The organism is Streptomyces sp. NPDC006259, assembly GCF_042870975.1.
Classification (GTDB): Bacteria; Actinomycetota; Actinomycetes; order Streptomycetales; family Streptomycetaceae; genus Streptomyces.
The window spans coordinates 322,126-338,364 of the sequence record NZ_JBIAHY010000006.1 but is presented as its reverse complement, the minus strand read 5'-3'; the positions used below and the strand labels follow the sequence as shown (position 1 = coordinate 338,364).

Annotated in this window: 15 protein-coding genes and 1 pseudogene; 10 read left to right on the top strand and 6 right to left on the bottom strand. The window is 73.5% G+C overall.

Annotation, left to right across the window (positions count from 1 at the left end; all coding sequences use genetic code 11):
- The first annotated feature begins 104 nt into the window (after positions 1 to 104).
- The 4 genes from ACFYO5_RS26045 to ACFYO5_RS26030 all read left to right on the top strand — a co-directional run bounded on the left by ACFYO5_RS26045 (position 105) and on the right by ACFYO5_RS26030 (position 5,842).
- The gene (locus ACFYO5_RS26045; protein WP_388712992.1) at positions 105 to 1,379 is read left to right on the top strand and encodes a PP2C family protein-serine/threonine phosphatase; all 1,275 of its coding nucleotides are present in this window, start codon (positions 105 to 107) and stop codon (positions 1,377 to 1,379) included.
- A gap of 97 nt (positions 1,380 to 1,476) precedes the next feature.
- A complete protein-coding gene (locus ACFYO5_RS26040) occupies positions 1,477 to 2,808 on the top strand; it encodes a hypothetical protein (RefSeq protein WP_388712989.1) in 1,332 nt (443 codons plus the stop codon).
- 583 nt (positions 2,809 to 3,391) lie between these two features.
- Positions 3,392 to 4,735, top strand: coding sequence for a helix-turn-helix domain-containing protein (locus ACFYO5_RS26035; RefSeq protein WP_388712986.1), 1,344 nt, complete (start codon positions 3,392 to 3,394; stop codon positions 4,733 to 4,735).
- Positions 4,736 to 5,125: 390 nt separating this feature from the next.
- Positions 5,126 to 5,842: a GAF and ANTAR domain-containing protein gene (locus ACFYO5_RS26030; RefSeq protein ID WP_388712983.1), complete on the top strand. Its 717-nt coding sequence runs from the start codon at positions 5,126 to 5,128 to the stop codon at positions 5,840 to 5,842.
- Positions 5,843 to 6,151: 309 nt separating this feature from the next.
- On the opposite strand, the gene ACFYO5_RS26025 is transcribed toward ACFYO5_RS26030, so the two are convergent.
- Entirely contained in the window at positions 6,152 to 6,919 is a 768-nt protein-coding gene (locus ACFYO5_RS26025) for a hypothetical protein (protein WP_388712981.1), read from the bottom strand.
- Positions 6,920 to 7,098: 179 nt separating this feature from the next.
- Here ACFYO5_RS26025 and ACFYO5_RS26020 point away from each other — a divergent pair.
- Both ACFYO5_RS26020 and ACFYO5_RS26015 read left to right on the top strand, forming a co-directional pair.
- Positions 7,099 to 7,290 (top strand): annotated as a pseudogene (locus ACFYO5_RS26020) (His/Gly/Thr/Pro-type tRNA ligase C-terminal domain-containing protein); the annotation flags it as partial.
- Positions 7,291 to 7,334: 44 nt separating this feature from the next.
- On the top strand, positions 7,335 to 8,297 hold the full coding sequence (locus ACFYO5_RS26015) for a nucleoside hydrolase (RefSeq protein WP_388712978.1): 963 nt from the start codon (positions 7,335 to 7,337) through the stop codon (positions 8,295 to 8,297).
- An 82-nt stretch (positions 8,298 to 8,379) separates the two neighbouring features.
- Here the strand turns inward: ACFYO5_RS26015 and ACFYO5_RS26010 are convergent, their stop codons facing one another.
- Positions 8,380 to 9,360, bottom strand: coding sequence for an LAETG motif-containing sortase-dependent surface protein (locus tag ACFYO5_RS26010; protein WP_388712975.1), 981 nt, complete (start codon positions 9,358 to 9,360; stop codon positions 8,380 to 8,382).
- Positions 9,361 to 9,638: 278 nt separating this feature from the next.
- Here ACFYO5_RS26010 and ACFYO5_RS26005 point away from each other — a divergent pair, with 278 nt between their 5' ends.
- Positions 9,639 to 11,327: a glycoside hydrolase family 13 protein gene (locus tag ACFYO5_RS26005; protein WP_388712972.1), complete on the top strand. Its 1,689-nt coding sequence runs from the start codon at positions 9,639 to 9,641 to the stop codon at positions 11,325 to 11,327.
- A 23-nt stretch (positions 11,328 to 11,350) separates the two neighbouring features.
- Here ACFYO5_RS26005 and ACFYO5_RS26000 read toward each other — a convergent pair whose 3' ends face one another.
- Positions 11,351 to 12,106, bottom strand: coding sequence for a DUF4142 domain-containing protein (locus tag ACFYO5_RS26000; RefSeq protein ID WP_388713675.1), 756 nt, complete (start codon positions 12,104 to 12,106; stop codon positions 11,351 to 11,353).
- Positions 12,107 to 12,283: 177 nt separating this feature from the next.
- On the opposite strand from ACFYO5_RS26000, the gene ACFYO5_RS25995 reads away from it, so the two are divergent.
- The gene (locus ACFYO5_RS25995) at positions 12,284 to 13,078 is read left to right on the top strand and encodes an MOSC domain-containing protein (protein ID WP_388712969.1); all 795 of its coding nucleotides are present in this window, start codon (positions 12,284 to 12,286) and stop codon (positions 13,076 to 13,078) included.
- 196 nt (positions 13,079 to 13,274) lie between these two features.
- Complete coding sequence (locus ACFYO5_RS25990; protein ID WP_388713672.1) at positions 13,275 to 13,823, top strand: DUF1062 domain-containing protein; 549 nt, start codon at positions 13,275 to 13,277, stop codon at positions 13,821 to 13,823.
- A 79-nt stretch (positions 13,824 to 13,902) separates the two neighbouring features.
- Here the strand turns inward: ACFYO5_RS25990 and ACFYO5_RS25985 are convergent, their stop codons facing one another.
- Together ACFYO5_RS25985 and ACFYO5_RS25980 are read right to left on the bottom strand one after the other, a co-directional pair.
- A complete protein-coding gene (locus ACFYO5_RS25985; protein WP_388712966.1) occupies positions 13,903 to 14,091 on the bottom strand; it encodes a DUF397 domain-containing protein in 189 nt (62 codons plus the stop codon).
- A gap of 8 nt (positions 14,092 to 14,099) precedes the next feature.
- Positions 14,100 to 14,954, bottom strand: coding sequence for a helix-turn-helix domain-containing protein (locus tag ACFYO5_RS25980; RefSeq protein ID WP_388712963.1), 855 nt, complete (start codon positions 14,952 to 14,954; stop codon positions 14,100 to 14,102).
- Positions 14,955 to 15,135: 181 nt separating this feature from the next.
- On the opposite strand from ACFYO5_RS25980, the gene ACFYO5_RS25975 reads away from it, so the two are divergent.
- Complete coding sequence (locus ACFYO5_RS25975; RefSeq protein WP_388712960.1) at positions 15,136 to 15,549, top strand: ATP-binding protein; 414 nt, start codon at positions 15,136 to 15,138, stop codon at positions 15,547 to 15,549.
- Between the two features lie 82 nt (positions 15,550 to 15,631).
- Here the strand turns inward: ACFYO5_RS25975 and ACFYO5_RS25970 are convergent, their stop codons facing one another.
- Positions 15,632 to 16,234 carry a TetR/AcrR family transcriptional regulator gene (locus ACFYO5_RS25970; RefSeq protein WP_388712957.1) on the bottom strand — a complete coding sequence of 201 codons (603 nt, stop codon included), beginning with the start codon at positions 16,232 to 16,234 and terminating at the stop codon, positions 15,632 to 15,634.
- Positions 16,235 to 16,239: the final 5 nt, after the last annotated feature.

The following is a 16,239-nucleotide window of genomic DNA, read 5'->3' as shown; positions in this document are numbered from 1 at the left end:
TCCAGGGCACACCTGGCCACGGGCGGCGGCAAGTCGGTGGGGGGTGGCCCGTGCGGGGCGTGGACCGGGATGCGGCCCGTGTGCGGGCGTGTTTGGCTGGGACGGTGAGCGACCGAGGGGGCCAGGGGCTGCTCGCGCGAGACCCGCGCGCCCGGCGCCGGGACGTGCCGGAGCGCCAGAAGCTGCTTCAGTTCCGCGGCCACAGCGTGACCTGGCTGGTGCCGCTGCTGACGCTGGTCACCATCGCCGTCGTCGACTTCAACACCAGCGGAGAGTTCCGCATCGTCTCCTGGTGCGTGTTCGTCGCCGCGCTCGCCGCGGCGCTGTGCGGGGTGTGGGTGACGGTCCTGTTCGCCGTGCTGGCGCTCGTCACCTACGTCGGCGCGGACGCCGCCTGGCCCTCGCAGTACCGGGAGGGTCCGGCCGACTTCGTCCTCGTCCTGGTCGGCGGGGTGCTCTCCGTCCTGGCCGCCGCGCTCCGGGTGCGCGGCGAGCGGCGGATGCTGCACATGCGGCACATCGCCGAGACCACCCGCCGCACGGTGCTGCGTCCGCTGCCGCCCGGCTGGGGCGGCCTCGACCACGCCGCGGTCTACCTGGCCGCCGACGCCGACGCCCGCGTCGGCGGCGACTTCTACGACATCCAGCCCGGACCGCACGGCACCCGCGTGCTCCTCGGCGACGTACAGGGCAAGGGGCTGGGCGCGGTGGAGGCGGCGGCCGCGCTCCTCGGCACCTTCCGGGAGGCCGCCTACCACGAGGCGGACCTCGCGACGGTCGCCGAACGGCTGGAGATCCGCATGCGGCGCCACCGCGTCCACACCGTCGCCCTCGGCCGCGCCGACGGGGACCGGTTCGCCACGGCGGTCCTGCTGGGCTTCCCCGACGGCGGGAACGGGGTGGTCGAGGTCGTCGGGTTCGGACACGAGGCGCCGCTCGCCGTCGGTCCGGGCGGGGTACGGGCGCTGCCGCACGGCGGCGGACTCCCGCTCGGCCTCGCCGAACTCGCCCCCGGCGGCCCGCCGCCGGTGCTGCGCGCCGCCGTCGGCCCCGAGGAGACGCTGCTGCTCGTCACCGACGGCGTCACCGAGGCGCGGGACTGCGCCGGCGTCTTCTATCCGCTCGCCGACGACGTCGCCGACGGCCTGGCCCGCGACCCGCGCATCGTCGAACCCGGCCGCCTGGTCGGATACGTCCGGGACCGCACCCTGCGGCACTGCGACGGCCGCCTCATCGACGACACGACGGTCTTCGCGGTACGGCGGCGGCGGGCGGGGAGCGGGTGGAGCGCCGCCGGGAGTGCCGGTGGCGCGGGGCGTGCGGAGGGCGGGACGTGCGCAGGGCGGGACCGGCCCGGACGGGACCGGCCCGGACGGTGACGAAGGGCCCGTACGGGGACGTTTGCGGGCCTGAGGTCCCCGTCCGCGGCGGCAGCGGTTACCGTGCTGACGTACGTGATCGACAGGGGGAGGGACCATGCCCGGAACCGTGCTGCTCCTCGCGGCCTCACCCGTGGGCAAGGGGTGCCTGGTGGACGCGGCCTCCGTGCTCCCCGTGCTCGCAGCCGTGCCGCCCGCCGTCCTGGCCGGCACCGACACGGCGAACGTCGTCGAACTCGCCGATCCGCTGGAGCCGCAGGCCGTGCTGACCCGGCTGCGGGCCGCCGCGGCGGCCCCCGGACCGCTGACCGTGTTCATCACCGGTCAGGTCCAGCTCGACCGCAAGCAGCGGCTGCCGCATCTGGCGCTGGCCCGCACGACCCCGTCGACCGTCCGCTACACCGGTTTCCCCTGGCACTGGTTCCGTGAGGAGCTGCGGCTGCGGGCCGCCGGGACGACGACGCTGCTGCTCGACCTGCACGCGGACGCCGAGGCGTGGGGGTGGCTGCGCGGGCGGGGGCTGGAGTGCGGGGCGGGGGTCGCCGTGTACGGGCGGATCGCGCCTCCGGTGGGGCGGCGGCGGATGGCGGCGCCCACGTACATGAAGGCGGTCGCGACCGTGTTGCGGAGCGGGGGACGGCCGGGGCTGGAGCAGTTGCATCAGATGGCGCTGGCGCGGATCGCGGGAGAGGGGGAGGTGGGGGATCTGGTGCTGTCGGGTGCGGGTGCGGGTGCGGGTGCCGGTGCCGGTGCCCGTGTCGGGGATGTGCGCTCGGGTGCCGGTGTGACCGGTGTGACCGGTGTGACCGGTGTGACCGGTGTGACCGGTGTGGCCGGTGTGGCCGGTGTGCCGCTGGGTGCTGGGGCCCCGAGGGGTTTCGTCCCCGCCGCTCCCTTCCCTCCCCTCCCTCCCGCCCCCGGTGGTGCCCCAGGGCCCCCGCTCGTGGCCCCGGACGGGCCTCGTCCGCAGGCTCCCCGGCAGCGGGCGCACCAGGACGGGCGGGCGGACGACCCCCACGCGAGTATCACGGCGGCCGTCCAGGCCGGTGATCACCGCGCCGCCGACGCTCTCGCCGCCCGCTGGGAGCAGGCCGCGCTGGTCGCCCACGGGGACGGGTCGGAGGAGGCCCTGCACTGGTCCGAGGTGCGGGCGGACCTGGCGATGTTCGCGGGGGACGCCGAGCGCAGCTGCCGTACGTGGATGGCGGTCGCGGCGGCCCGGCTGGCCGCGGGGCAACCGGTCGACGCGGTGCCGGTCGAGGCGGCCGTGGACCGGGCCCACCACCAGTGGGGGCGCATCGCGGACCGGAGCAGGGCCCGCGATCTCGGGCCGGCGCTCGCGGATCTGCGCGGCCGGGTCCCGGGCCGTCGGCAGGGCGCCCTGGACCACGTCCGCGAGCAGCTCCGCCAACTCCAGACGCAGGGCTGAGGGTCGTCCCGTCATCCCTGCCGGGGCCGGTCCCGCGATCCCTGCCGGGCCATGGCACAACCCTCAGGGTCTCCCGTCCCCGCCTCGGGGCGCCCGGCCGTCCGGCGCGCGCCCGCCCGTCACCGGCCGGTCCGCTCCACGCCGGCCGACGGGCGGGGGGTGTCCGTGGCGCGGGCCGGGACCGCGTTGGCGGCGGTGATCAGCGCCGCCACCGCGATGACGGCCGCCGTCACGGCTCTCGCGTACCGCGGGGAGGGGCGCCCGTAGGGTGCGGATGGGCGTTCCTGCACGGCGACCTCGCAACGTTCGGCGGCGACAGCGGTCCGAAGTGACGGCGGACACGGAATGACGGTGGACACGGAATGACGGTGGACGCGATGACACTGGACCCGAAGTGACACTGGACCCGAAGTGACACTGGACCCGAAGTGACACTGGACCCGAAGTGACAGTGGACAAAAAGCGACAACGTCGGCGGCCATGACGTCAACGGTGTATTAAGCATGCTTAACACGCCGTTTAACCTAGAGGCTCCGCGAGCCGAACGGCAAGGGGCTCAGGGGGAGTTGGGGTGTTGCGGGCCGTGGGTGAGCGGGACGAACCGGAGGTCATCGGGCGCCGGGTGCAGCGGATGCGGACGGAACAGGGGCTGACCCAGCGCCAGTTGGCCGAGCCGACCTACACCCCCGCCTATGTCTCGACCCTGGAGGCCGGCCGGGTGCGGCCCTCCGATGAGGCGCTCAAGCACATCGCGGAGCGGCTCGGCGTGGACTTCGAGGAGCTGGCCACCGGCCGCTCCGCCCGGCTCGTCACCGCTCTGCGGCTACGCCTCACCGAGGCCCAGCGTGCCCTGGCCACCGGGGAGGCCGAGCAGGCGGCACGGCAGTACGCGGAGCTGCTCGCGGAGGCCGAGGAACACGGCCTCGTGGAGGAGCAGGCCACCGCCCTGCTGGGGCTCGGGGAGTGCGGCATCGACACCGGTGAGCTGGAGACGGCCCGCCGGCACTTCGAGCGGGCGGAGCGGTGCCTCGCGCACGCGCCGCTCCCGGCCCGCGTCCCCGCCCTCCGCGGCCGGGCCGTCGCCCACTACCTCACGGGAGAACTCCGGTACGCCGTCTACCTGCTGGAGTCCACCCTCGACGAGCTGAACCGCGGTGGCCTGCACGACCCCGACGCGCTCCTGCTGCTCTACGCCTCCGTCATCGGCCCCTACATGGACATGGGTGCCCAGGCCCGTGCCGCCCAGGCCGCCGAGTTCGCCCTCGCCCTCGCGCCCCAGGTCGGCGATCCGGCTCTCGTCGCCCGGATGCACCGCTCGGTGGCCCGCACCCTCCTCGCGGAGGGCCGCCTCGCCGAGGCCGACGCCTCCCTCGCCAAGGCCGCCGAGCTGTACCGCCAGCTCCATCTGCGCACCGAACTCGCCAACTGCCACTGGATGCGCGGGTACGTCTACGCCCAGAACAACCAACTGGAGCGTGCCGAGGACGAGTTGCGGCAGGCCCAGGCCATGCTCTCGGCCCAGCGCGCTGCCCTCTACATCAGCCAGGTCGCCGTCGAGCTGGCCGACGTCCTGCACCGCCGCGGCAAGTCCGAGGAGGCCGCCGCCCTGCTGCACGGGGTGCTCGGCGACCTCTCCTCGGAGCGCGGCGCCATGCACGCGGCCGGCGCCCACCGCCTGCTCGGCATCATCGCCGAGGACGCCCGCGACACCGACTCCGCCGAGGAGCACTACGTCCGGGCCCTGAGCCTGCTGGAGCGTGCGGGCGCCGTCGGCGACCTCGCCGACCTGTGCCGCCTCCTCGGCGACCTGCTGCGCCGCACCGGCCGGGTGGAGGCCGCGCTGGACGCGTACCGCACGGGCCTGGGCCACCGTACGGCGCCGGGTACGACGACCCTGGGGCCGGCACCCGCGCAGCCACCGCTGTAGCGGCCACCGTTTCAGCGGCCGCGTGGGGCGTGGGACCGGCCTCGTCACCCACGCCGCCGACGGCACCTGGTGTGTCACCCGGCTCGCCGGCTCGCCCGACCCGCGGCCGACGGCGCCGCCGGGGCCGGGATCGGCCGGGGGCCGGGTCCGCGAGGCGTACCCGTCGCCCGCCGACACGCGGGCGACGGTGACCGGCCTCCGGCTCCCCGAAGGGCCCCCGGCCCGCGGATTCGGGCCGGCCGTCGGTTCCGGACGCGCTGACGGTCCCGCGGGCCGAGCAGCCCGCGGGCCCGTACGAGAAGGCGTGGGCCCGGCCGGTTTCCGGTGGCCGCGAGGGCGGTACCCGGCGGGCCAGGAGGGATCCGACACCCGCGGACGGAGGTGATCGCCATGACCGACCGGAACCGGGAACGGGCTGCCGAGGTGATCGCCCAGGAAGTGCGCGGGGCGGAACCCCGGGACGTACCCGAGCGGCTGTGCTCGGCGGCGGTACGGCTGCTGCCGGTGATCGGCGCCAGCGTGTCGCTGCGCGGCGAGGGGATGCCCGTACCGGTGAGCGCGAGCAGCGAGCGGGCCGCGCACCTGATGGAGATGCAGGCCACCCTGGGTGACGGACCCTGCCTGTGGGCCGCGGAGACGGGTGCGCCGGTGTTCGCGGCCGACCTCACGGCGGGCCGGGACGCGTCGCGCTGGCCGGTGTTCGCCCAGCAGGCGGCCGCCGCCGGGGTCCGGGCGGTGTACGCGCTGCCGCTGGGCGACCGGGCGGTGTGCGTGGGCACCCTGGACCTCTACCGGGACGTCCCCGGGGAGCTGGCCGCCGACGACGTCCGCACGGCACGGCTGGTGGCGGACGTGGTGACGGTGGCCATCATGGCCCTGCCCCGCGGCGAGGACGCCGGCCGGTACGGCGACGACGTCTGGCTGAGCCCGCTGGCCACCGGCCACGACGGCGTGCACCAGGCGATCGGCATGGTCATGGCCCAGCGGGGAGTCCACCCCGACGAGGCCCTCGCCCTCCTCCGCGCCCACGCCTTCGCGGAGGGGCGCACGGTCACGGACATGGCCCGGGAGATCGTCGGCGGCACGACCCGGTTCGACCCGGACTGAAGAACACCCGCCGCCCCTCTCCGAGCGCCCCCGAACCACCACGACCGACCCACCCCGGCCCCCGCCCTCCCTGCGACCACCCGGCCGGGCAGGGGGGGCGAGGCGGGGCCTCCGTCGTGGTCGCCACCCTCGGATGGGCTTCCCGCCCCCGGACGGAACCGGCCGCCCGCCTCCGCCCCTGGGTCACCCGCCCGGCGGGGCGCGTGACCGGGCAGGGGCGCGTGACCCGTCGAAGCGTCGGGCGGGGCGTGGTCGCCCGCCCCGGCCCTGGCGGCGGGCCGGCGCGAGGTCGGCCGACCGGCCGCGTCCCTACACCTGCACCCGCCCCTGCTTGCGTACCTCCGTGAGGCGTTGCACGCCCAGTTGGACCGCTGCCTGGGTGGCCTCGTTGGGGACGTCGGTGAGGCCGCCGTTGGTGAGGGTGAAGGTGTCCTGGCCCGCGCGGACGGTGGCGACGTCGAGGGCGAGGGCCACCGGGTCGCCGTCGGTGTTCCAGTTGGTGAGGACGACGCGCAGGCCCTGGCGGACGTCGCCCACCTCGGGCAGCGGCTGCTCGGTGACGGTGGCGTCGAGGACCGTGCCGTCCGGGGCCTTGGCGGTGAAGCGGGCGCACTCGCGCGGCAGCGTCTTCAGCCAGGCGAGGGTGCGGTCGACGTCGGCGGGCCGCCGGTCGGTGAGCTGGTAGCGGAGCTGGGCGCCGGTGTCGGCGTCGTCGAGGGCGACGACCGCGCGGGGCGGGGCGCCGAGCAGTTCGTCGCTGTAGAGGCCGTCGAGGAGTTTCTGGCAGTCCGCGATCGTCGCGGTGGCCTTGAGCATGCCGTCCCGCCAGGTGGCGAGGGAGCGGGTCGGGGTCCAGGGTTCGCCGAGGTCGGTGTCGGTGATGAGCGCGGCGTGCGCCTGCGCGTCGGTGAGGACGGGGGAGGCGACCGGCGCGGTGGGCCGGGCCGAGGACCGCTCGACGGTGGGCGGGGCGGGCCGGGCGGTCGGCGGGTGCTCCAGTCCGAGGGTGGCGCAGGAGCTGGCGGCGACCAGTCCGGTGACGGCGAGGGCGGAGGCGAGGAGGGGACGGCGGGTCATCGGAGGTGCCTCCTGGAGTGGCCGGTGCGCACCGGATCGGGTCCGCGGGGCGGGGTGCGGCCGGGTGCGAGGGCGTCCCGGATCCCGGCACCGCGGAGGTGCGTGCTCCCTCTCACGGCACCACCGCCACCGCCGGCCGACCAGCGCGGCGGTCCGTCCGGGTTAATCGCCACCCCGCCGGCCCTGCCCACCGGGCCGCGCGGCCGGTGCCGTACCAGGCGGTGATCGGGGAGCGGGAGGCGGAGGGCGCGGTGGTGGCCGTACGGCTGCGGGGCGGGAGGCGTCCGGGGGCGGTGCCGGTGGCGGAGCTGCTGGACCGGATCGCCGCCCGTGCCGCGGATCACGGAGCCGAACTGTGGCCCGCTGCGTAAGGTCACAGAAGCAACAGCCCGCACAGACGCAGAGGAGCGCCGCCGTGACCGGTCAGCCCATCCCGGTGATCATCGACTGCGACACCGGGGTCGACGACGCCCTGGCCCTGCTGTTCGCCGTACGGCATCCGGGGCTGGACGTGCGGGCGATCACCTGCGTGGCCGGGAACACCGACGTGGACGGTGTCGTCCGCAACACCCTGACCGTGCTGGAGCAGGCCGGCGCCGGTGACATCCCGGTGGCGCGGGGTGCCGAGCGCCCGCTGATCGAGCCGGTGCGCACGGCACGGCATGTGCACGGGCAGGACGGGATGGGCGACCTCGGGCTGCCCGCGCCCACCCGCCGTCCGGTCGACGTGGACGCGGTGACCCTGCTGCGCCGGGAGATCCTCGCCTCGCCGAGGCCGGTGACCCTGATCCCGATGGCGCCCCTGACGAACATCGCCCTGTTGCTGCGCACGCACCCGGAGGTGGTGGGCAACATCGAGCGGATCGTGTTCATGGGCGGCGCGGTGGCGACCGGCAACGCGACGGCGGTCGCGGAGTTCAACGTGTGGCACGACCCGGAGGCGGCCGCGATCCTCCTCACGGCCGGGGTGCCGATCACGATGTACGGCCTGGACGTCTTCAAGGAGGTCCTGGTGCCGGCCGCCGACGTCCAGCGGCTGCGGGCCAGTTCGGAGCCGCGCCTGCGGCTGGCGGGCGAACTCCTCGCCCACCGTGATCCGGCGACCTCGGGCGACCCCACCCCCACGGGCGGCCTCGGGGACGCGGGCGCGGTCTGCGCGGTCGTCGACCCGGACGGCCTGACCACCGAACGCCTCCCGGTCGAGGTGAGCCTGGCCCCGGGAGCCACCCGGGGCCAGACCGTCGTCGACCGCCGCCCCCGCCCCGGCGAGTCCGAGATCCACCACGGTCCGCGCGAGCAGGCCCTGGTGGACGTCGGACTGGGGGTCGACGTGGAGCGGTACGTGAGCCTGTGGCTGACGACGGTGGAGAAGCCGTAGCCGATCCCCCGCGCGGGTGACGACGGCTCACCGGGCCCTCGACCCCCGCGCGGCTGGCACGCCCCTACGAGGCTGGGCGCCGCTACGACGCCTGGCCGCCCCTGCGGCGCCGGGTCGCGACGACGATCGCCGCGCCGCCCAGCAGCAGAGCCGCCGCGCCGCCCGCGATGACGGGCGTGTTGCTGTCGGCGCCGGTCTCGGCGAGGTCGCCGCCGCCACCGCCGTGGGGGGTGGGGGCCGCGGCCGGGGTGGACCGGGAGGCGGAGGGGGCCGGGGCGGAGGTCGACGGGGCCGCCGCGGGAGTGGTTTCGGAGGGGCTCTCCGGCGGCGCCTCGGTGGACGGCGTCGAGGAGGTCTCCGACGGAGTGGACGGGGAGGCCGGGGGCTGCTCGGCCGGCGGCTGCTCGGCGGGGGGCTGTTCGGCCGGCGGCTGCTCGGCCGGGGTACAGTCCTTCGCGCCGCCGTTCCAGGCGGCGATCAGCTTGTCCTTGATGACCGGGCGGTCCGGCCCCTTGGGCAGGTCGCCGTGGTCGAAGCCGTCCTGGGCGTCGAGCCTGCCGTCGAACTTCACGGCGCCCCGGTAGAGGTCGAGCTGCGCGTAGCAGCCCGCGTCGGGCACGGCGATGTCGAGGGTGTCGGTCGCGCCGGGCCTGACCGTCACGGTGTCGAAGTCGACGAAGACCTGCTCGCCCGAGGTCCGGAAGTCGGGGCCGTGCGCCAGGTAGGAGGCGAGCGAGGCGGTGCAGGTGGTGGCCTTGTCGGCGGTCCGCACGGTGAGGTGGATCCGGCCGTCGGCGGTCGGCTTCAAGTTCTGGTCGTCGATCCTGACGGAGCCCTGGAAGTGCGTGCCGTCGAGCGAGAACTGGCAGCCGTCGGTCTCCGTCTCGGTGCCCGCCCCGGTGCCCGGCTGGTACTGGCCGCCGGACTTCCAGCCGTCTCCGCCGGGTGTTCCGGTGCCGGCCCAGGCCCCGGAGGCGGCGGCGACGGACGCGGCGCACAGGGCGAGTGACGCGGTGCCCGTCCCCAGCAGGCGGCGTACGGAAACACGTCTCGCTATGGACATGCGATTCCCATCTTGGCGAGTGCGAGTGCGAGTGCCCATCACGGCGGCGTCGCGACATGGCGATGCCCGGGTGATGGTGCGGTTCAGAAGAGACACCGGGCCCATTGGTCACGTGCGCCACGGTGCGGGCTCATCGTGGTTCGACAGGCAGATACCTGTCAACCTGCGGCGAAACCAAGGGAGTTCAAGATCCCGTCACATCTCGCCCACGTGCGGAATGATCCCTTCCGGAAGGTGCGGACGTTCCCCTTCCCGGCAAAGTGGACAAGCTTGTGTGCGTGACCGACTTCGTGCCCGCATCCGAGACAGACCAGCCGTCCGCCCCCGACTTCTCCACCCGCGACCCCGACTGGTGGCGGCAGGCCGTCGTCTACCAGATCTATCCGCGCAGCTTCGCCGACGCCGACGGCGACGGCCTCGGCGACCTGAGGGGGATCACCGAGCGCCTCCCGTACCTCGGCGCGCTCGGCGTCGACGCCCTCTGGCTGAGCCCCTTCTACCCGTCCGAGCTGGCCGACGGCGGCTACGACGTCATCGACCCCCGTGACGTCGACCCGCGCCTGGGCAGCCTGCGCGACGTCGACGCGCTGGTCGCCGAAGCGCACCGCCTCGGACTGAAGGTGATCGTCGACATCGTCCCCAACCACACCTCGCACCGCCACGTGTGGTTCGAGGAGGCCCTGGCCGCCGGCCCCGGCTCCCCGGCCCGCGACCGCTACGTCTTCCGGGACGGACGCGGCGCGCACGGCGAACTCCCGCCCACCGACTGGCAGTCGGTGTTCGGCGGCAGCGCCTGGCAGCGCGTCGCGGACGGCCAGTGGTACCTCCATCTCTTCGCCCGCGAGCAGCCGGACCTGAACTGGGACCACGACGAGGTCCGTGAGGACTTCCGCACCACGTTGCGTTTCTGGTCCGACCGGGGCGTGGACGGTTTCCGCGTGGACGTGGCCCACGCCCTGGTCAAGGACCTGAGCGAGCCGCTGCGCGACCTCGGCGCGGTGGGGCTGAGCGGTGAGGACGCGCTCACCGCCCTCGCCCCCGGCACCCACCCCTTCTACGACCGCGACGAGGTCCACGAGATCTACCGCGACTGGCGCCGTCTGCTGGACGCCTACACCCCGCCCCGGACGGCGGTCGCCGAGGCGTGGGTGCCGGGCGCCCGCCGCGCGCTGTACGCCCGCCCGGACGAACTGAACCAGGCCTTCAACTTCGAGTACCTGCAAGCGCCGTGGGACACCGAGGCGATCCGCGAGGTCATCACGGCGTCCCTGGCCACGGCCCGCGCCGTCGGCGCCTCCGCCACCTGGGTGCTCTCCAACCACGACGTCGTACGCCACGCCTCCCGCCTGATGCTTCCGCCCGGCACGGACCAGAACGCCTGGCTGCTGTCCGACGGCCACGCCCCGCACGTCGACGGGGAGGCCGGCCTGCGCCGGGCCCGCGCCGCCACGCTGCTGATGCTGGCGCTGCCGGGATCGTCGTACGTCTACCAGGGCGAGGAACTCGGCCTGCCGGAGGTCGCCGACCTGCCCGTGGAGGTCCTCCAGGACCCGCTGTGGGAACAGACGGGCCGGGTCCGCAAGGGCCGCGACGGCTGCCGGGTGCCGCTGCCGTGGACGACCACGGGCCCGTCGTACGGCTTCGGCGCGGGCGGCGCGTGGCTGCCGCAGCCGGAGTCCTTCGCGCGGTACGCCGTCGAGGCGCAGGACGGCACGGACGCCTCGACCCTGGAGCTGTACCGCACGGCCCTGCGCCTGCGCCGCAAGCTGCTGGACGGTGAGGACCTCACCTGGGCGCAGGACACCCCGCCCGGTGTGCTGGCCTTCGCCCGCTCGGACGGCTGGCGGTGTGTCGCCAACCTGTCGGACGCGCCGGTGCCGCGCCCGCCGGGCGAGGTGCTGCTGAGCAGCGCCCCGCTGGACGGCGACGGCCGGATCGGCCCGGACACGACGGTCTGGCTGGCGTAGCGAACGCCTCGGGGCGGCCGGACTCACCCCGTCGGCGTGGGGGCGGGTGCCGGAGCGGGCCCGCCTCCCGCCGCCGCGGCGTCGATGTCCACAGGTGTGGACGTGGCGGTGGGCGGCGGGGTGAGGACGACCAGCGGCTGCCCCACGGGCGGGGGCGGCGGGGTCAGGTCCGACTGGGGGAGCTTCGGCGGAGTGGTCTGCTGGAAGAGCGTCTGGTCGAAGTCGACCATGCCGGTCTTCTCCATCACCGTGATGTGGTCCAGGACGGTGTCGTTGGCCTGGTCGGCCAGGGCCCGGATGAGGGTGTTCTTGGTGGTGGAGCGGACCTTCGCGATGGTGTTGAAGATCGAACCGTGCGTCATGCGGAGGATGTTCGCGAACTCGACGTCGAAGTCCTTGCCCGTCTTCGCGTTGATCGTGTTGACGAACGCCACCTGCTGCGGGCTGGCCACGTTGGGCAGGGTGATGTTCAGCATGGGCGCGAGTTTGCGGCAGGTCGTGTCGAGGGAGGCGTGACCGTCGATCAGGTGCTCGCTGGCGGTCTTGACCGCCGGACTCTGCCCCTTCTGAAGACCGATCACGCCGAGGGGGTACTCCCAGAGCCCGGCCGCCCGCACCTTGACCACGAAGTCGCGGTCGCCCTCCGTCAAGGGCCCCCATTGGGTGTTGGCGATGATCCGGTCGTTCGAGGTGGACACCGTGTCCAGTCCCAGCATCGACGGATAGGCCAGAGCCGCGAGGGTCAAGCTCAGGGCGCCGCCCACGAAGGCAGTTCCCATCGCGTTCCGCGAAAAGCGCACCGTTCCTCCTGCCTGATCGGGGACACCGCCCGTGCTCGTCCGTGCCCGGCGGGGTCCAACACACAGGAGTACGGACGAACGCCCGCCGCAACTCATCACGTGCGGCAAAACTTGTCGTATCAGCTGACGGGGCAAGACGGGGGAAGGGGAACCGCGGTGTCGGAACGGGCGAGGGTCACGGAGCTGACGTACTACCCGGTGAAGGGTTGCGCCGGAATCACGGTGCCGGAGGCGCGGATCACGCCCGACGGGCTGCCGCACGACCGGGCGTACGTGATCGTCGACGAGGCGGGGGAGCTGCGCTGGCAGTGGGGCGACCCCGGCCTGGCGCTGATCACCCCCCACTCGGTGGGCCACCGGGGGGACTTGACCCTGCGGGCGCCGGACCGGGACGACCTGAGGGTGGCCGGGAAGGAGGAGGCCCAGGAGGTCATGGACCTGCCGGGACAGCCGTACGGCGCCGTCGACCAGGGCGAGGCGGCCGCCGCGTGGGTGACGGGGGTTCTGGGCCGCCCGAGCCGGCTGCTGCGCGTACGCAAGACCCCCGGCGGCACGGCGGCCAACCACAGCCGCCTGCACGTGGTCTCACGAGCGAGCCTGGACCGGCTCAACGGCCACCTGACCGAACGGGGCGTCGCCCCGCTCCCCGTGAACCGCTTCCGCCCCAACATCGTCGTGGACGGCTGGGACACCCCCCACACCGAGGACACGGCCGCCCGCCTGTCGGTCGGCTCCACGGAACTCGCCCTCACCGAACCGACGGTCCGCTGCGCGATCACGATGGTCGACCAGGAGACGGGCCGCCGGGCGGGCCCCGAACCGCTGCGCACCCTGGCGGACTACCGCAAGGCGCAGGACGGAATCGTGTTCGGCGCGTACTTCACCGTCGTACGGGAGGGGAAGGTGACGGTGGGAGACGGGGTGGAGGTCGTGGAGGCCGTGGACGTCTGACCCACACGCTCGAAAAACGGTGGAGGTGCGCCGCCCCGCACCACTACCGTGCTCCCGGACCACGCCCCCCAGCCAAGGACATGCCGTTGTACACCGTGTGAGACCCCCCGAGCGCTGAATCGTCGCGCGTCGCGCCTGTCGCGCCGCGCTCCTTCTTGCTGCGGACTTCTCACACTGGAACCGGTGTATCTCTGTGCTGCTCGAAAACTGGGTGGTCGCTCCCACCTGCCTGCCCGTCGTTCTCCGCCGCTGCCACACGTGCGCGTCCGAGCGCTTCCGGGCCAACGGCAAATTCCGCGTCAACGCCCATCACAAGCTCCTCGACGCCTGGCTCCTCGTCCTCTGCACCGCCTGCGGGGCGACGGCGAAGCTCACGGTCCTGGAGCGGATGAACGTGCGCTCCGTACGGCCCGAGCTGCTGGACCGGCTGCACGACAACGACCCCGGTCTGGCGGCCGAGTTGCTCCAGGACCCGGCCCTACGGCGCCGTAACCGCATCGCCCTCGACTGGGACGACGCCTGGCGTCTCTCCACGGGCGGCTCGGATCACCTCGACCGCGAGGTGATCGACATCTCGGTCCGCTTCACGGCACGGATACCCGTCCGTCCGGTGCGGCTGATCGCTGAGGGATGCGGCCTTTCGCGGGCCGAGGTCGAGAAACTGATCGAGGAGGGGAAGCTCGTCTCGGCGGTCCGCCTGACCGGCAAGGTCACCGGCGACTTCACCTTCACGCTCAAACGCTGATCGCTCCGCGGGATCGGGGGCCTGCCCGGCTGGACCCATCTGGGCAGGCCCTGCCCCGGCCGCCCCGCGGGCCCCTCCCTCAGAGAACGTGGGCGCGTATGGCGTCGAGGAGGTGGGTGAGGGGGGCGGGGGTGGTGGTGAGGACGGTGGCGGGGGTGTCGCTCTCACGGAGGTGGAGGGTGGTGGGGGTGGAGGCGAGTTCGAGGCAGTTGGAGCCGTCCCCGCCGCCGGAGAAGGATGACTTCTGCCAGGTGTCGGGGGTGGTCATTGGCTGCCTCACAGTTCCTTAGCAAGTCGGTGGATGAAGTCACGCGAACGGTCGGGCGTGAGTGATGCTGCCTCGATTTTACGGAAGAGCGTTCTAAAGGAACTGAGTTGAGCCTCGGAGTCCACGAAGGCTGTGCCGTTGGCGGTGACGTCGCGCACGACCGTGTCCAGCTTGGGGACCGGGCCACCGGCATACATCATCGTGCTCCACGCGCCGCCGAATCCATCGAGGTCGAAGGGGATGACGCGGACGGTGACGTTGTCGGCTTCCGACAGTTCCAGGAGACGGGTGAGTTGAGCGCGTGCGGCAGCGCGGTCGCCGACTCTGATACGAAGAGCGGCCTCGTGAATCACCGCCTCGTACGGGATGGGTGCGGATCCTTCGAGGACCGCTCTGCGCTGCATGCGGTGCTGCACGCGCAACTCCGTCTCCTGCGCTGGGAGTTCAGGGACCCGGTACGAGAACACCGCCTGAGCGTAGTTCTCGGTTTGGAGAAGTCCTGGGATGTTCAGGAACTCCATGTCCAGCCGGTACGCCGCGTGGTGTTCCAGTTCGGCGATATCGAGAAACGGAGTCGGTAGCTTGCCTCTGTACTCCTCCCACCAGCCAACAGTCCGATCTGTGGCCATGGCCACCAGCGCTTCGATCAGAGCGTTGTCCGTGCACGAGTAGTGCGCTGCAAGCCGTCGTACGCGGGCCTCGCTGACTCCTGCGGTCCCGAACTCGATCTGACTCATCTGGGCAGAGTCCGTGCCGAGGAGGGCGGCGGCCTCACGTCCTTTCAGCCCGGCGGCTTCGCGAAGCTTCCGTAGCTCAGCACCCAATCGGGCCTGGCGGGCAGTTACATGGGATCTGCGGGCCACGACTTCCTCCTTGCCTCGTTCGGGGAGCAGATTACGCAACGGCTTGCGCGGTCCCAAATTGTGGCTCTACCGTCGGTGATGCGTTGAACACCCTGCGGAAGCGCACCGCACCGTCCTGCCATGGCGGTCGCGGCAATGCCACCGCGCCTTCACTCACCCACCCCCCACCTGGAGCTGACGCATGCCCGAATCCACTTCCGGCGCCTGGGAGTACTCCCTCTCCCTGCCCAACGACCTCAGAGCCGTCCCGATCTGCCGTCGCACCCTGCGTCTGATCCTGACCATGTACGGGCTCATCCACCTGGTGGACACCGCGGAGCTGATCGCTTCGGAGCTGGTGTCCAACGCCGTTCTGCACACCAAGGGGCCGGCGGTCCTGCGTGTCAGCTGGGCGGACGGGGTTCTGCGGATCGGCGCGTGGGACGCGAACCCGGCACCTCCCGACCCGCCGGACGACCTGGCGGATCTCGCGAACGCCGAGAACGGGCGCGGCACCGCCCTGGTCCGGGCCTGCGCCGACGTGTGGGGCTGGCACCCGCTGTCCCGGTTCGGGCACCGGGGCAAGTACGTGTGGTGCGACCTGGCGGCGGCGTGAGGCGGGCGGAGCCGTGCGACGCCGGCCGGACTTCGCGGTGCGCGGTGAGGGAGTGATGCCGCGGTCGGGCCGGGCGTACGGCTCAGCGGGGGGTCAGCCCGTGCAGCAGGACGCGGACCAGGTCGTCGGTCATGGCGAGGACCGCCGTCTCGTCGAGCATGCCGCCCGCCGTCAGGGCGGCGAGGCCGTGGAGGGCGGCGCCCGTGAAGAGGGTGAGCTGCTCCGGGTCGCCGTCGATGATCTCGCCGTGCCGCTGCGCGTCCGCGATGACCCGCTCCAGGGCGCCCACCGTACGGTCCACCCCGGCGGCCATCTGCTCGGCGGCCTCGGGTTCGTGCTTGCGGGCGTACATCAGGGCCAGGAGTTCGGCGTTCTCGGTGGCGAAGGTGAGGTAGGCGCGGGCGAGGGCGGTGAGGCGGGGCTGGAGCGGGAGCGCGGGGGCGTGGGCGGTGTCCAGGGCCTTGGCCATCCGGTCGTAGCCGACCAGGGCCAGGGCGTCGAGCAGGGCCTGCTTGTCCTTGAAGTGACGGCCGGGGGCGGCATGGCTGACGCCGGTCTCACGCGCCAGTTCGCGCAGCGACAGGGAGCCGACACCCTTCTCCCGCAGGGTGCGCTCGGCGCTCTCCAGGAGGGCGGCGCGCAGGTCACCGTGGTGGTAGGGGCGGCTTTCGGGCATGGCGGTCATCGTAT

Bases quoted from the DNA above. Each gene is read 5' to 3' on its own strand.
- ACFYO5_RS26040 (WP_388712989.1), top strand. From the start codon at position 1,477: ATGCCCGGAACCGTGCTGCTCCTCGCGGCCTCACCCGTGGGCAAGGGG.
- ACFYO5_RS26030 (WP_388712983.1), top strand. From the start codon at position 5,126: ATGACCGACCGGAACCGGGAACGGGCTGCCGAGGTGATCGCCCAGGAA.
- ACFYO5_RS26025 (WP_388712981.1), bottom strand. From the start codon at position 6,919: ATGACCCGCCGTCCCCTCCTCGCCTCCGCCCTCGCCGTCACCGGACTG.
- ACFYO5_RS26010 (WP_388712975.1), bottom strand. From the start codon at position 9,360: ATGTCCATAGCGAGACGTGTTTCCGTACGCCGCCTGCTGGGGACGGGC.
- ACFYO5_RS26000 (WP_388713675.1), bottom strand. From the start codon at position 12,106: ATGGGAACTGCCTTCGTGGGCGGCGCCCTGAGCTTGACCCTCGCGGCT.
- ACFYO5_RS25985 (WP_388712966.1), bottom strand. From the start codon at position 14,091: ATGACCACCCCCGACACCTGGCAGAAGTCATCCTTCTCCGGCGGCGGG.
- ACFYO5_RS25975 (WP_388712960.1), top strand. From the start codon at position 15,136: ATGCCCGAATCCACTTCCGGCGCCTGGGAGTACTCCCTCTCCCTGCCC.
- ACFYO5_RS25970 (WP_388712957.1), bottom strand. From the start codon at position 16,234: ATGACCGCCATGCCCGAAAGCCGCCCCTACCACCACGGTGACCTGCGC.